At 71.3% G+C, this 14,402-nt stretch carries 13 protein-coding genes; 5 read left to right on the top strand and 8 right to left on the bottom strand.

Going from position 1 to position 14,402, the window contains the following annotated elements; genetic code table 11:
- Positions 1–179 precede the first annotated feature (179 nt).
- Positions 180–1,139: an FAD-dependent oxidoreductase gene (locus ACGFY9_RS45610; protein ID WP_393764533.1), complete on the bottom strand. Its 960-nt coding sequence runs from the start codon at positions 1,137–1,139 to the stop codon at positions 180–182.
- A gap of 65 nt (positions 1,140–1,204) precedes the next feature.
- On the opposite strand from ACGFY9_RS45610, the gene ACGFY9_RS45605 reads away from it, so the two are divergent.
- Both ACGFY9_RS45605 and ACGFY9_RS45600 read left to right on the top strand, forming a co-directional pair.
- On the top strand, positions 1,205–2,230 hold the full coding sequence (locus ACGFY9_RS45605; protein ID WP_393764531.1) for an oxidoreductase: 1,026 nt from the start codon (positions 1,205–1,207) through the stop codon (positions 2,228–2,230).
- A gap of 48 nt (positions 2,231–2,278) precedes the next feature.
- Positions 2,279–3,922 carry an ABC-F family ATP-binding cassette domain-containing protein gene (locus ACGFY9_RS45600; protein WP_393764529.1) on the top strand — a complete coding sequence of 548 codons (1,644 nt, stop codon included), beginning with the start codon at positions 2,279–2,281 and terminating at the stop codon, positions 3,920–3,922.
- Between the two features lie 13 nt (positions 3,923–3,935).
- Here ACGFY9_RS45600 and ACGFY9_RS45595 read toward each other — a convergent pair whose 3' ends face one another.
- From ACGFY9_RS45595 to ACGFY9_RS45585, 3 genes are all read right to left on the bottom strand, one after another.
- The gene (locus ACGFY9_RS45595; RefSeq protein ID WP_393764527.1) at positions 3,936–4,586 is read right to left on the bottom strand and encodes a DinB family protein; all 651 of its coding nucleotides are present in this window, start codon (positions 4,584–4,586) and stop codon (positions 3,936–3,938) included.
- Positions 4,587–4,720: 134 nt separating this feature from the next.
- Entirely contained in the window at positions 4,721–7,108 is a 2,388-nt protein-coding gene (locus tag ACGFY9_RS45590) for a Tex family protein (RefSeq protein ID WP_393764525.1), read from the bottom strand.
- Between the two features lie 93 nt (positions 7,109–7,201).
- Complete coding sequence (locus ACGFY9_RS45585; protein ID WP_393764523.1) at positions 7,202–8,071, bottom strand: hypothetical protein; 870 nt, start codon at positions 8,069–8,071, stop codon at positions 7,202–7,204.
- 113 nt (positions 8,072–8,184) lie between these two features.
- On the opposite strand from ACGFY9_RS45585, the gene ACGFY9_RS45580 reads away from it, so the two are divergent.
- Both ACGFY9_RS45580 and ACGFY9_RS45575 read left to right on the top strand, forming a co-directional pair.
- On the top strand, positions 8,185–9,198 hold the full coding sequence (locus ACGFY9_RS45580) for a GlxA family transcriptional regulator (RefSeq protein WP_393764521.1): 1,014 nt from the start codon (positions 8,185–8,187) through the stop codon (positions 9,196–9,198).
- An 81-nt stretch (positions 9,199–9,279) separates the two neighbouring features.
- On the top strand, positions 9,280–9,915 hold the full coding sequence (locus ACGFY9_RS45575) for a DJ-1/PfpI family protein (RefSeq protein WP_393764519.1): 636 nt from the start codon (positions 9,280–9,282) through the stop codon (positions 9,913–9,915).
- Between the two features lie 3 nt (positions 9,916–9,918).
- Here ACGFY9_RS45575 and ACGFY9_RS45570 read toward each other — a convergent pair whose 3' ends face one another.
- On the bottom strand, positions 9,919–10,686 hold the full coding sequence (locus ACGFY9_RS45570) for an enoyl-CoA hydratase/isomerase family protein (RefSeq protein WP_393764517.1): 768 nt from the start codon (positions 10,684–10,686) through the stop codon (positions 9,919–9,921).
- Positions 10,687–10,890: 204 nt separating this feature from the next.
- On the opposite strand from ACGFY9_RS45570, the gene ACGFY9_RS45565 reads away from it, so the two are divergent.
- Entirely contained in the window at positions 10,891–11,412 is a 522-nt protein-coding gene (locus ACGFY9_RS45565; RefSeq protein ID WP_393764557.1) for an ATP-binding protein, read from the top strand.
- A 6-nt stretch (positions 11,413–11,418) separates the two neighbouring features.
- Here the strand turns inward: ACGFY9_RS45565 and idi are convergent, their stop codons facing one another.
- From idi to galE, 3 genes are all read right to left on the bottom strand, one after another.
- Positions 11,419–12,012: an isopentenyl-diphosphate Delta-isomerase gene (idi, locus tag ACGFY9_RS45560; RefSeq protein ID WP_393764515.1), complete on the bottom strand. Its 594-nt coding sequence runs from the start codon at positions 12,010–12,012 to the stop codon at positions 11,419–11,421.
- Positions 12,013–12,240: 228 nt separating this feature from the next.
- Positions 12,241–13,179 carry a cation diffusion facilitator family transporter gene (locus ACGFY9_RS45555; protein WP_393764513.1) on the bottom strand — a complete coding sequence of 313 codons (939 nt, stop codon included), beginning with the start codon at positions 13,177–13,179 and terminating at the stop codon, positions 12,241–12,243.
- 135 nt (positions 13,180–13,314) lie between these two features.
- A complete protein-coding gene (gene galE / locus ACGFY9_RS45550; protein ID WP_393764511.1) occupies positions 13,315–14,286 on the bottom strand; it encodes a UDP-glucose 4-epimerase GalE in 972 nt (323 codons plus the stop codon).
- Between the last annotated feature and the right edge of the window lie 116 nt (positions 14,287–14,402).

Raw genomic sequence — 14,402 nt, 5'->3', positions numbered from 1 at the left:
TCTCGAGCCGCGGGGGGTTGCCCGCGCCAACCCCCCAGCCCGTGGCCGGGGGCCCCCCCCCCCCCCCACCGGGGGGGGGGGGGGGGGGGGGGGGGGGGGGGGGCCCCCCCCCCCCACACCGAGTTCTGGCATGTCGTACAGGTGGGCCGCCCCGAGGACCTGATCCCGAGCCTCGCGGCTCAGCCCCGCCCCGCCTCCACCAGCTCCGCGGCCTCCCGCGCACACCCCCACGCCACCGTGATCCCCGCTCCACCGTGACCGTAGTTGTGCACCAACACCCGTCCGTCCCGCAGTACTTCACGCTCCAGGCGCACCGAGGGCCGGGTGGGCCGCAAGCCCACCCGGTGTTCCAGCACCCGCGCCTCGGCGATCTCCGGCCGGATCGCCGCGCAGCGGGCGATGATCGCCTCGGCGACCGCGGGATCGGGCGTCATCGACCAGGCGTCCTCCTCGGCCGTGCCGCCCAGGATCAGCCCGCCCGGCTGCGGGAAGAAGTACGTGGACGTGTCCGCCGAGTGGTCGACGGACGTCAGCCAGGTCGTGATCCCCGGGTTCTCCACGACGACCAACTGCCCGCGCACCGGCCGCACCGAGGGATCGGGCACGAGGTCCAGGGAGTCCAGCCCCGTGCAGTTGACCACGACGGCCGCCGGCACCTCCGTGAGATCCACCACCGACTGCTCCTCGACGGTCCCGCCCAGCTCCAGGAACCGCCCCCGCAGCCACGGCAGATGGGCCGGCATGTCGATCAGCGGCAACCGCGCCCACAGCCCGCCGTCCGCGTACTCCTCGGCCAGCGCAGGCCGCAGCCCCGGCACCCTTGCCGCCCACGACCCCAGCTCGTCCAGCCGCGTCTCGCCCTGTACACCCTCGACCAGGCGTACGCCCGTCTCCTCGGGCCGCGCCGCCAACTCCTCGTACACGGCGAGGGATTGGAGCGCCCACTCACCGACGAGCGCCTCCGGCTCGATCCGGTACGGCCACCACAGCGCGCCCGCGACCGCCGAGGTCGTCAGCTCGACGGGCTCCCGCGTCCACACCCGCACCCGGGCACCGCGCTCCGCCAGCACGACCGCCGTCGTCAACCCGATGACGCCCCCGCCGACCACGATCACATCGCCACTCATGCCCCTGTCCATGCGCGGACGGTAGCGGAATACGCCATGCAGTGCTCAGATCCCCTCGCTCTGGGGATACTCACAGCATGTCTGCCGAATACGCGGCCTTCGGCCTGGCACCGGCGATGCGTGCCGGTGAAGTCCTCGCGGACGGCGGCTACCAGGTGCACCGGGACTTCGTCGACTTCATCGTCGACGGACGCCCGCTGCTGTTCCGGCTCACCGACCTGGACGCCGTCTCCCCGCTCGCCTCCGACATCCCCCCGGCGATCTTCACCGCCCAGGTCCGCAGCCTCCTCCTGGAGACGGACCCACCCCTGAAGGGCGGCCGCTACGTCATCTACGGTTGCCCCGAGTGCGAGGACCTGGCCTGCGGCGCCGTCACCGCCGTCATCCAGCAGGACGGCGCCGACTACATCTGGCGCGACTTCGCCTGGCAGACCGACGAACACGCCGACCTGGAGCGCAACGGCTACCACGGCATAGGGCCCTTCCGCTTCGCCGGAGCCGAGTACCGCGCGGCCCTCGACTCCCTCATCGACGGCACCGAGCCCCCGGTCGCCAAACGCCGCGTCCTGCTGATCGGCGCCCGCGTCGCGATCCTCGCCAAGCTCGCCGCCGCCCTGCGCGCCATCGGCATCGGCGCCGACATCACCAACGACGCGACCCACGTCCCCGCCGACGAACTCCGCGGCTACGGTGCCGTAGCGTTCGGCCGGGCCGTCACGGGGGAGCAACGGGCCGCCGTACGGGCCGCGTTCGACCGTGCCGGGGTCGACGTGGCGTACGTCGACGGCCTCGCGCCCATCGTCCCGCTCCTCGTCGCCCAGATCGAACACGCCCTGGACCGCCGCCCCGCCGGGCAGCACCGGCTGACCCGCCTGGTAGCGGCCGACGGCGAGGCGGGCATCGAGGTCACCTCACCGTGCCGGGTGCGCGTCACGGCGTACCGCCTCGACCGCCTGTACCGCAGCCACACGCAGGAGGTCTTCGACGGCGTCCTGGAACCCGGCCGCCACCGCATCGCCCTCGACGCGAAGGCAGTGAAGGGCGAGTCCTTCGTCGTGGCCCGGACGACCGGGAGCGTACTGGTGGAGGCGATGGCGCGGTGAAAGCCGCGGCGCCGACGGCGAAGGGGACCGATTAGGATCGGCGGTCTGATGACTGCCACTCTCGTCGCCAAGAATCTCGCCGCCGGACACGGCGACCGCGCCCTCTTCACCGGGCTCGACCTCGTCGTCGCCCCCGGCGATGTGATCGGCCTTGTCGGTGCCAACGGCGCGGGCAAGTCCACCCTGCTCAGGATGCTCGCCGGGCTCCTCGCCCCCGAGGAGGGCGAGCTGCGCCTCTCCCCGCCGGCAGCGACCGTAGGCCACCTCCCGCAGGAGCCGGAACGGCGCCCGGGCGAGAGCGTGCGCGCATTCCTCGCGCGCCGCACGGGAGTCGCCGAGGCGCAACGCACGATGGACGAGGCCACGCAGGCACTGGTCGACGGCGCACCCGGCGCCGACGACGCGTACTCGGCGAGCCTGGAGCGCTGGCTCGACCTCGGCGGCGCGGACCTCGACGAACGGGCCGAGGAGATCGCCGACTCGCTGGGCCTGGCGATCGACCTGGACCAGCCGATGACGTCCCTGTCCGGCGGCCAGGCGGCACGCGCGGGCCTGGCTTCCCTCCTCCTCTCCCGCTACGACGTCTTCCTGCTCGACGAGCCCACCAACGACCTGGACCTCGATGGCCTGGAGCGCCTCGAACGCTTCGTCTCCGGCCTGCGCGCGGGCACGGTCGTCGTGTCGCACGACCGCGAGTTCCTCACCCGCACGGTCACCAAGGTCCTCGAACTCGACCTGGCCCAGAACCAGATCAACCTCTACGGCGGCGGCTACGAGGCCTACTTGGAGGAGCGGGACGTGGCACGCCGGCACGCCCGCGACGACTTCGAGGAGTACGCCGACAAGCGCTCCGCGCTCCAGGACCGGGCGCAGATGCAGCGCGGCTGGATGGACAAGGGCGTCAAGAACGCCCGCCGCAAGGCGAACAACGACAACGACAAGATCGGCCGCAAGTTCCGCAGCGAGGCGAGCGAGAAGCAGGCGGCGAAGGCGCGGCAGACCCAGCGGATGATCGAACGCCTCGATGTCGTCGAGGAGCCCCGCAAGGAGTGGGAGCTGCGGATGGAGATCGCGTCCGCGCCGCGCTCCGGTGCGGTCGTGGCGACGCTGCGGGATGCCGAGGTACGGCGGGGTGACTTCAGCTTCGGGCCGGTGTCCCTGCAGATCGACTGGGCGGACCGGGTCGCGGTGACCGGCGCGAACGGTGCGGGCAAGTCGACGCTTCTCGGCGCGCTGCTCGGGCGTATCCCGCTGGACGCCGGGCACGCGACGCTGGGCTCGGGTGTTCTGGTGGGCGAGGTCGATCAGGCGCGGCAGTTGTTCCACGGTACGGAGTCGCTGCTCGACGCGTTCTGCGCGGCCGTGCCGGACACGGAGCCCGCCGAAGTCCGCACGCTGCTGGCCAAGTTCGGGCTCAAGGCGCACCACGTGATGCGTCCGGCCGGGACCCTGTCCCCGGGTGAGCGGACCCGTTCTGCTCTGGCCCTTCTTCAGGGACGCGGGGTGAATCTCCTGGTGCTGGACGAGCCGACGAACCACCTGGACCTTCCGGCTATCGAGCAACTGGAGTCGGCGCTCGATGCGTATGAGGGCACGTTGCTGTTGGTCACTCATGATCGGCGGATGCTGGACGCGGTTCAGGTGACTCGGCGGTTGGAGGTTGCGGACGGGAAGGTGACGGAGCAGCGGTGAGTGGCGGTGAGGTTCAGGTTGTTCGTTCACTGCGGGGCGGTGGGGGCTGGTCGCGCCCCGCGGCGGAGCCGCAAATAGTCTCAGCCCCGCGCCCCTTAAGGGCGGCCCGCTCCACTCGGCTTCGATGTTCCGCCCACCAACTCGCGTCGCCAAGAGCCATGTTGGTGCCCCCGGCCCGTTGCCCCACCGCCCCGTCGATGAGTTCTCGTACGACGTCGGCGTGGCCTGCGTGCCGGGACGTCTCGTAGGTCATGTGGACGAGGGTGCGGTGCAGGGTGAGTTCGTTGCCTCCCTCGCCGGGCATGCGGCCGATCGCATCGAGGGGGAGTGCCTCGATCGTCGCGTCGGAGTGGGCGCAGATCCGCCGGTAGTCGCCGACGATCTGCTCACGTGTCTCGTCCGGCGTCGCCCACAGGTCCGCGTTCGGCTCGGCGTCCCCCGCGATCCACAACTCCGGCCCGTCGACCGGCCGCCCGAACACCGTCCCGAAGTAGAACGCCTCGGCCCCGGCCAGATGCTTGACCAGCCCCAGCAGATTGGTGCCGGTCGGCGTCATCGGCCGCCGGATGTCGTACTCCGACAGCCCTTCGAGCTTCCACAGCAGCGCGTCCCGGGAGTCCTGCAGAAAGACGCGCAGATCGGCTTTGAAGTCCGGTGGATTCATGCCCCCAGTCTGTCGGCGAGATGATCAACGTCCACCCATTTTCGCCGCCCAGCGTCCTCACCCCAGGGGCGCGGGGAACTGCGCGACCAGCCCCCACCGGCCCGCAGCTCCCCACAACCTGACCGGCGAAGCCGTCAGCGCTTCTTCTTACCCGGGTCCAGCAACCCCGCCTTGCGCAGAGCATCGGCCATCGCACTGTTCCCCGGCGGCGGAGCCGCCTGCCGCGACCCGCTGCCTTGACCCCCCTGCCGCTGCTGCCGTTGCTGCGGCGGACGCCCACCGCCCTGCTGCCGACGCTCGCCACCCCCACCCTGCTGCCGCCGCTCCCCGCCGGAGGCCACCGCCTCGTCGTCGAGCCGCAGCGTCAACGAGATCCGCTTCCGGGGGATGTCCACGTCGAGGACCTTCACCTTGACGATGTCACCCGGCTTCACCACATCCCGCGGGTCCTTGACGAACGTCTTGGACAGGGCGGAAACGTGCGCCAGACCGTCCTGGTGGACCCCGACGTCGATGAACGCCCCGAACGCGGCGACGTTCGTGACGACACCCTCCAGGACCATCCCGGGGGCGAGGTCGGAGATCTTCTCGACGCCGTCCTTGAATGTGGCCGTCTTGAACGCGGGCCGAGGGTCGCGCCCCGGCTTCTCCAGCTCCTTGAGGATGTCGGTCACGGTGGGCAGACCGAACGTCTCGTCCACGAACTCGGTCGGCTTCAGCGAGCGCAGTACGGACGTGTTGCCGATCAGCGACGCCACCTCGCTGCCCGCCGTCTTCACCATCCGCCGCACCACCGGATACGCCTCGGGGTGCACGCTGGAGGAGTCGAGCGGGTCGTCGCCGCCCCGGATGCGCAGGAAGCCCGCGCACTGCTCGTACGCCTTCGGGCCGAGCCGTGCCACGTTCTTCAGCTGCGTGCGCGACTTGAACGGGCCATTGGCGTCGCGGTGCGACACGATGTTCTCGGCGAGGCCGGAGGTGATGCCGGAGACGCGGGAAAGCAGCGGCGCGGAGGCCGTGTTGACGTCCACGCCGACGCCGTTCACACAGTCCTCGACCACCGCGTCCAGCGAACGCGACAGCTTCACCTCGGACAGGTCGTGCTGGTACTGGCCGACACCGATCGACTTGGGGTCGATCTTCACCAACTCCGCGAGCGGGTCCTGGAGTCGGCGCGCGATGGAGACGGCGCCGCGCAACGAGACGTCCATGTCGGGCAGTTCCTGCGAGGCGAACGCGGACGCCGAGTACACGGACGCGCCGGCCTCGGACACCATCACCTTGGTGAGGTTCAACTCCGGGTGTTTGGCGATGAGTTCACCGGCGAGCTTGTCGGTCTCGCGGGACGCCGTGCCGTTGCCGATCGCGATCAGCTCGACCGAGTGCTGCGCGGAGAGCCGGGCCAGCTTGGCGAGGGCGTCGTCCCACTTGTTGGCCGGGACGTGCGGGTAGATCACGTCCGTGGCGACGACCTTGCCGGTCGCGTCGACGACGGCCACCTTCACGCCCGTACGGAAACCGGGGTCCAGCCCCAGCGTCGCGCGCGTGCCGGCCGGCGCGGCGAGCAGCAGGTCCCGCAGGTTCGAGGCGAAGACGTTGACCGCCTCGTCCTCGGCGGCCGTACGCAGCCGCAGCCGCAGGTCGATGCCGAGGTGCACGAGGATGCGGGTGCGCCAGGCCCAACGGACCGTGTCCTGAAGCCACTTGTCGCCGGGACGGCCCCGGTCGAGGATCTGGAAGCGGTGGGCGACCATCCCCTCGTAGGAGGAAGGTCCCTCGGTGTCCTCCTCGGGCTCCAGGACGAGATCGAGGACGTCCTCCTTCTCGCCGCGCAGCATCGCGAGGATGCGGTGCGAGGGCAGCGCGGTGAACGGCTCCGAGAAGTCGAAGTAGTCGGCGAACTTGGCGCCCGCCTCCTCCTTGCCGTCCCGCACCTTCGCGGCGAGGCGCCCGCGCCCCCACATCCGCTCACGCAGTTCGCCGATCAGGTCCGCGTCCTCCGAGAACCGCTCGGTGAGGATCGCCCGGGCGCCGTCGAGAGCGGCCTGCGGATCGGCGACACCCTTGTCGGCGTCGACGAACGCGGCGGCAGCGGCCAGCGGTTCCACGGACGGGTCGCCCAACAGCCCCTCCGCGAGCGGCTCCAGGCCCGCCTCGCGCGCGATCTGCGCCTTGGTGCGCCGCTTGGGCTTGTAGGGCAGGTAGATGTCCTCTAGCCGCGCCTTGGTCTCGGCGGCGCGGATCTGCGCCTCCAACTCTCCGGTGAGTTTGCCCTGCTCGCGCACCGATTCGAGGATCGCGGTCCGCCGCTCCTCCAGCTCCCGCAGATACCGCAGCCGCTCTTCGAGCGTGCGCAGTTGCGCGTCGTCGAGCATCTCGGTCGCTTCCTTGCGGTAGCGGGCGATGAAGGGAACCGTCGAACCGCCGTCGAGCAGCTCGACGGCAGCCTTCACCTGCCGCTCCCGTACGCCGAGCTCCTCGGCGATCCTGCCTTCGATGGACCCTACGAGGGGTGTCGTCACGCCCGTACCGCCTTCTCCACTGAGGTTGCGCGGCAATTGTGGCAGGTGACACCGACAGTCGGGGATCAGGGCGCTGTCCTGCGGGTCCGGTGCCTAGCTCTTGCCGAGCAGATCCCGGGGAAACGCCCCGGCCGCGAGCGCGAGCCGCGCGAACCCGGTCGCCAGTTCGGTCAGACGTACGACCCCTGCGGCCCCCAGATGCGCGTACGGCGCCCGGTCCAGCCGGTCCGTCTCCGCCTCGATCCCGGCGCGCAGCGCGACCCCCGCCTCCGTCAACTCGCCGTCCCCGTCGAGCAGTCCGCGCTCCCGGAGCCGTCCCGAAGCGGCGTCCCACTCGTCCTGGTTCCATCCGCGCGTGCCGAACACCCACTTCGGGGCCATGCCCTTGCCGGTCGCGGTGTGGGTGACCACGGCCTCCAGGCCGTCGAGCCCGGCGGACATCAGGACGGCCAGGTGACCGTCGCCGCGGTGCTCGCGCAGCAGCGTGGCCGCGTGGAAGTAGGCGAGGTGCGGCTCCTCGGGGAGCGGCAGATCGGCGTGGGCCGCGTACAGGGGCCGGGCGGGACGCGAGCACGCTTCGGCGGCCCGCAGTGCCAGCCGCGCCGCCTCAGCCATCTCCTCCGACGCGACCGCGTCCTCGCCGAGCAGGCGCCGCAGGGTCGCGTCGACGGCACGCGCGCGTGCGTGGAGGCACTGCTCCGGGGAGGCGGTCTCCCACACGGCGGGCACGTGCCGGGCCACGAGGTCGTACTTGTAGTTGTAGAAGGTCGCCGTCACCGTGCCGGGACCGACCGGGCCCATCGCCGCCGCCCGTACGGCGAAGTTGACGGCCCCGGGATGCGTGACTCCGAGAGCGCCGAACTCCTTCCCCAGGTCGGGCGAGAAGTAGAGCGTGGCGTGCAGGGAGTTGAGCGCGTTGTGGCAGCGGCGCCCGGCCCGGGGATCGACGGCGGCAGTAGTCATGGCGGCCACGTTACCGACTGGTCGGTACGGGCTCCAGGGGTGGGCTTCGGATGGCAGGAAAGGTGGGGTACCCGTCATTGCGGCCATAGCGCGGAGCGCGAAGAATCGACGGCATGCGAACCGTCCTGGTGGTCCTCTTCGACGACGTCCAGAGCCTCGACGTCACCGGCCCGGTGGAGGTATTCGCGGGCGCCGAGACACAAGCCCCGGGGACCTATCGCATCCGTACGGCCTCCCTGGACGGCGGCCCGGTGCGCACCTCCAGCGGCCTGACCGTCGTACCGGACTCGGCCCTCCCCGACGCGCCCGCCCCGCACACGCTCCTCGTCCCCGGCGGCCCGGGCACGCGCGGCCCGGACCCGCGTGTGACCGACTGGCTGCGCGCACACGGCCCGCACGCCGAACGCCTGGTCTCCGTGTGCACTGGAGCAATCCTGCTCGCCGAGGCGGGCCTCCTGGACGGTCGCCGGGCCACCACGCACTGGGCGTACTGCGCGAAGCTCGCCCGCGACCACCCTGCCATCGAGGTCGACCCGGACCCGATCTACGTCCGCGACGGACCCGTCTCCACCTCGGCCGGTGTCACCTCGGGCATCGATCTCGCCCTCGCCCTGGTCGAGGAGGACCTGGGCCGGGACACGGCGCTGACCATCGCCCGCCACCTGGTCGTGTTCCTGCGCCGGCCGGGGAACCAGGCCCAGTTCAGCGCCCAGCTCGCCGCCCAGACGGCCCAGCGGGAGCCCCTCCGCGAGGTCCAGCAGTGGATCACCGAGCACCCCGACGAGGACCTGAGCGTCGATTCCCTCGCCACCCGCGCCCGCCTCTCGCCCCGCCACTTCGCCCGCGCCTTCCAGTCCGAGACAGGCATGACCCCCGGCCGCTACGTCGACCGCGTCCGCCTCGAACACGCCCGCCGCCTCCTGGAGGACACCGCCGACGGAGTCGAGGAGATCTCCCGAGCCAGCGGCTACGGCACCCCCGAGTCCATGCGCCGAGCCTTCCTCAAGACCCTCGGCACGGCCCCGGCGGAGTACCGCCGCCGCTTCCACCCGACACGGAGCGCCCGGGCAACTCCCGCCCGCGGAACGCCGGACGCGGACAGCGCCCCTTCAGGGGCGCGGGGCTGAGTCCATTTGCGGCTCCGCCGCGGGGCGCGACCAGCCACAACGGACCGGCAGTAAACGAACCACCGAACCCGAAAGGCCCCGATGCAGATCGCCATCGTCCTCTTCGACCGTTTCACCGCCCTGGACGCGGTAGGCCCCTACGAGACCCTCGGCCGCCTCCCGGACTCGGAGACCGTCTTCGTCGCCGAGCGGACCGGCCCCGTCCGCAACGAAACCGGAAACCTGGCGCTCGTCGCCGACCGCACCCTCGCCGACGTACCGCACCCCGACATCGTGGTCGTCCCGGGCGGCCCCGGCCAGACCCAACAGATGGAGAACGCGACCCTCCTGGACTGGCTGCGCACAGCCGACGCCACGACCACATGGACGACCTCGGTGTGCACGGGCTCCCTGCTGCTGGCCGCCGCCGGACTGCTCCAGGGCCGCCGCGCGACCTCCCACTGGCTGGCCCTGGACCACCTGAAGCAGTTCGGTGTCGAGCCCACGGGGGAGCGGGTGGTGACCGACGGCAAGTACGTCACCGCGGCCGGTGTCTCCTCCGGCATCGACATGGGCCTCACCCTGCTCGGCCGGATCGCGGGCGACGAACACGCCCAGGCCGTCCAGCTGTTGACCGAGTACGACCCGCAGCCGCCCTACGACGCGGGGTCCCCGGAGAAGGCGCCCGCGCACCTCGTCGAGAGGTTCCGTGCGAGCAGCCGCTTCATCCTGAAGTAGTCCCTAAGCAGTCTCTGCGGCAGCGCCTGACGCCGTCCAGGTGAAGCGCGGCGCCCGGCGCTCCAGGAACGCGGCGACGCCCTCCGCGGTGTCGCCGCTGCCGCGCACCTGCTCGGCCCAGTAACCGTCCCTGTCCGTACGCCCGTTGGCGAACTCCTTCGCCGACGCCTGCGTCAACTGCGAGCGGGAGACCAGCACCCGGGTGAACTCCGCGACCCGCTTGGCGAGTTCGCCCTCGGGGAGCAGCTCGTCGACGAACCCGGTACGCAGCGCCCGTTCCGCGTCGATCAACTCGCCCGAGAACAGCAGGTACTTGGCGGTCCCGGGACCCACCAGCGACACCAACCGCCGTGTCGCGGACGCCGGATACACGATCCCGAGCTTCGCCGGCGTCACCCCGAACAGCGCGCCCTCCTCGGCGAACCGCAGATCACAGGCCGCCGCCAACTGCGCCCCGCCGCCCACACAATGACCGCGGATCGCCGCCAGCGTCGGCTTCGGGAACGCCGCGAGCGCCTCCTCCGCGAGCACCGCAAGCCCCTGCGCCTCACCTGCGGACTGCCGCAGCGTGGAGATGTCGGCCCCGGCACAGAACGTCCCGCCCTCACCGGTCAGCACGAGCGCCCGTACCGCCGGGTCGGTGGCGAGCGTGTCGAGCAGCGGCGGCAGCGCCCGCCACATCCCGGCGGTCATCGCGTTGCGCTTGCCGGGATGGTGGACGACGACGGTGGCGACCGAGTCGGTGACGTCGTGCAGCAGGCGGGGCTCCATGCGCTGGATGCTACGTACTACCCGAAGAGTTCACGAAGTCGGCACGAGAGGAACAGGGACGGTCCCACAGTCGATCGGGCCATGCAGAAACGCTCAGAAAGCGTCCGATAACTGCTGACTTCTGTTCAGTCATCCGGGGTGGCGCGGGTCCATGCCAACACTCATCGGGTGGTGACAATCGAGCGCAAGGGTGGCGACCGGACGATGGAGAACCACGGGCGTGGGTCGGACCCACGCCCAGAAGGCGGCAGAGACGATCCCCCGGATCCCGTCCCAGCCGTAGCCCCGCCGGATCCGCTGCCGTACGAGGGAGTCTGGCGGTTCACCGCCTCCGCGGTCGACGCCTCCGTCCCGCAGGCCCGGCACGCCGTACGGGACCTGCTCTTCCGGCAGGGCGTGCCCCTCTCGGACGAGCTGCTGCAGGGGCTGTTGCTCATCGTCTCCGAGCTGGTCACCAACGTGGTCCGGCACGCGGTGCTGCTGTCGCCGACCCTCGCCGTGGAGGTCGCCGTCGGCGCCGAGTGGGTGCGGGTGTCCGTCGAGGACAACCACCCCTACCGCCCGACCGCCCTGGTGGCCGACCACGACGAGACCGGCGGCCGGGGACTGCTCCTGGTGCGCGAGGTGACCCGGGAGGCGGCCGGCGTCTGCGACGTCGAGCACACGGCGAGCGGCGGCAAGGTGATCTGGGCCGCCCTGCCGCTCAAGCCCGCGCAGGTGCCGTAGCGCCTCTCACCAGCCCGCGGACGGGCCCGTCAGCTCCCTGACCGCCGGACGGGCCGCGTCCAGCACCGTCATGAACCAGGACGAGAAGGTGTCCTTAGCGTGCCGTTCGTCCAGCTCGGCGGGGGTCACGAACGCGGTCGTGGCCACCTCCTCCGGGTCCGGCCGCAGCGGCGACTGCACCATGCCGACGAAGAGGTGGTTGTACTCCTGCTCCACCAGGCCCGAGTCCGGGTCCGGGTGGTTGTAGCGCACCGTGCCCGCCTCCGCGAGCAGCGACGGGGACACCCCCAGCTCCTCGTACGTCCGCCGGGCCGCCGCCGCGAAGGGCGCCTCGCCGGGGTAGGGGTGACCGCAGCAGGTGTTGGACCACACACCGGGGGAGTGGTACTTGCCGAGCGCCCGCTGCTGGAGCAGCAGTCGGCCCTGCTCGTCGAAGAGGAAGACGGAGAAGGCGCGGTGCAGCTGCCCCGGCGGCTGATGGGCGGTGAGCTTCTCGGCCGTGCCGATCGTCACGCCGCTCTCGTCGACCAGTTCGAGCAAGATCGCGTCAGCGGTGCCGTTCGACGAGTTGTGCGTCGCGGTGGCAGGTGTGGTCGGCATACCCATCCTTCACATCGGTCCTCAAGGCCAAGTCTGCCGTACGCATCCGGCACTCCCGGCAGTTCATCGTGCCCGGCGCGGCGACGGCGGAACCGTCGGGGGGTGGGGCGCGGGAGTGAGGGCCCGGGCGCGCGGCGCCGGGCCGCACGCCCTTGAAACCGGTCGATTTCGGTAGGCGCGGAAGCTGTACGGGGCTCATGCGTGCCTCATGCAGGCCTCATGGGAACGTCAGTGGCACAGCTTCGCCTCGTGCTCCGCGTGGCCGCGGGGCTCCAGCTGGAAGGTGCAGTGCTCCACGTCGAAGTGGTCGCCGAGACAGCCCTGGAGTTCGTGGAGCATCTTCTCGTTGCCGATGGCGTTGAGCACGTCCGAGCGGACGACCACGTGCGCGGAGAGCACCGGCATGCCCGAGGTGATCGTCCACGCGTGCAGATCGTGGACGTCCTCGACCCCGTCCAGGGCCAGGATGTGGGCGCGCACGTCCTGCATGTCGACGTCCTTGGGGGCCGACTCCAGCAGCACGTCCAGGGTCTCGCGCAGCAGCTTCAGCGTGCGCGGCACGATCATCAGGCCGATGGCGAGCGAGGCGATCGGGTCGGCCGCCTGCCAGCCCGTGGTCAGGATCACCACGGCCGAGATGATCACCGCCAGGGAGCCCAGCGCGTCCGCGGCGACCTCCAGGAACGCGCCCCGCACGTTCAGGCTCTCCTTCTGGCCGCGCACCAGCAGCGTGAGGGAGATCATGTTCGCGACCAGGCCGATCAGGCCGAACACGATGGTCAGCCCGCCCTCGGTGTCGGCGGGCGTGACGAACCGCTGGACCGCCTCGTACAGGACGTATCCGCCGACGCCGAGCAGCAGCAGACAGTTGGCGAGCGCGGCGAGGATCTCCGCGCGGGCGAAGCCGAAGGTGCGGTTGCCGGTCGCCGGCCGGTTCGCGAAGTGGATCGCGAGCAGCGCCATGCCGAGGCCCAGCGCGTCCGTCGCCATGTGGGCCGCGTCCGCGATGAGCGCGAGGGAGTCCGCGAGCAGTCCGCCGACGACCTCGACCACCATCACGGTGATCGTGATCCCGAGCGCGATCCGCAGCCTGCCCCGGTACGCGGCCGCCGCCGTACCGGTGACGGGAGCGCCGTGCGAGTGCCCGTGGTCGTGCCCTGCCCCCATGGAATGCCGCCCTCCTGATGACTGCTCCGGATCACAGTGAACTACGGGTGGGGGGTATCGGGCAACGCGGCACTGAACACCGTTGTCATGTGCCCTGACCTGCGTAAACAAATCGCAGGTCAGGGCAGCCTAAGTTCACTGGGCATGGTGCAGGCGCCACCCTTGCCACGCCGACTCGACCATCTCCCGCACCCCACGCCGAGCCGACCACCCCAGTTCTGCGGCGGCCCGCTCGGCGGAGGCGACCGCGCGCGGCGCGTCCCCGGGACGCCGTCCCTCGACGACGGCCGGCCGCCGGTCCCCGGTGACCTCGCCGATCACCGTGACCAGTTCGCGCACCGAAACCCCTTGCCCGCGGCCGATGTTGACCGTCAGGTCGCCGCTCGCGCCGCCGTCGGCCAGTCGCCGGGCCGCCGCCAGGTGGGCCTCGGCGAGATCCGCGACGTGGATGTAGTCGCGGACGCAGGTGCCGTCCGGGGTCGGATAGTCGTCGCCGAAGATCCGCGGGGCCTCGTCGCGGGTGAGCCGGTCGAAGACCATGGGGACGATGTTGAAGACGCCCGTGTCGGCCAGCTCGGGGGCGGCCGCGCCCGCCACGTTGAAGTAGCGCAGGCACACGGTGTCGATGCCGTGCGCCGCGCCCGCCGCCCGGACCAGCCACTCACCGGTGAGCTTCGTCTCGCCGTACGGGTTCACCGGCGCGCACGGGGCGTCCTCGGTGATCAGGTCGACGCCCGGGTCGCCGTAGACCGCCGCCGAGGACGAGAACACGAACCGCTCGATGCCCGCGTCGGCGACCGCGTCCAGGAGGGTCGCCAGGCCGCCCACGTTCTCGCGGTAGTAGTACGTGGGCCGCGCCACGGACTCGGCGACCTGCTTGCGTGCCGCGAGATGCACGACGCCGGTCACCTCGTGCTCGGCGAACACCCGCTTCAGGAGGTCGCCGTCCAGGGATGAGCCGTGGACGAGCGGGACGGTCGCAGGGAGGCGTGCGGGGTTTCCCGCCGAGAGGTTGTCCAGGGCGACGACATGCTCCCCGGCGTCCGTCATCGCCCGTGCCACATGCGCCCCGATGTATCCGGCTCCGCCGGTGATCAGCCATGTCATGGGCATTCACCCTATGCCGATACGGAGAGGGCCTCCGCAATGTCCCGCGATGCCCGGTCTGACGGGTGCGGTTTGTCGGGCGGGCCCCGAATCCCCGATGATGATCTCGGCGGAGG

Origin of the sequence: Streptomyces sp. NPDC048504 (assembly GCF_043200035.1) — a bacterium.
Classification (GTDB): Bacteria; Actinomycetota; Actinomycetes; order Streptomycetales; family Streptomycetaceae; genus Streptomyces.
This window is presented reverse-complemented; position numbering and strand designations above follow the sequence as displayed.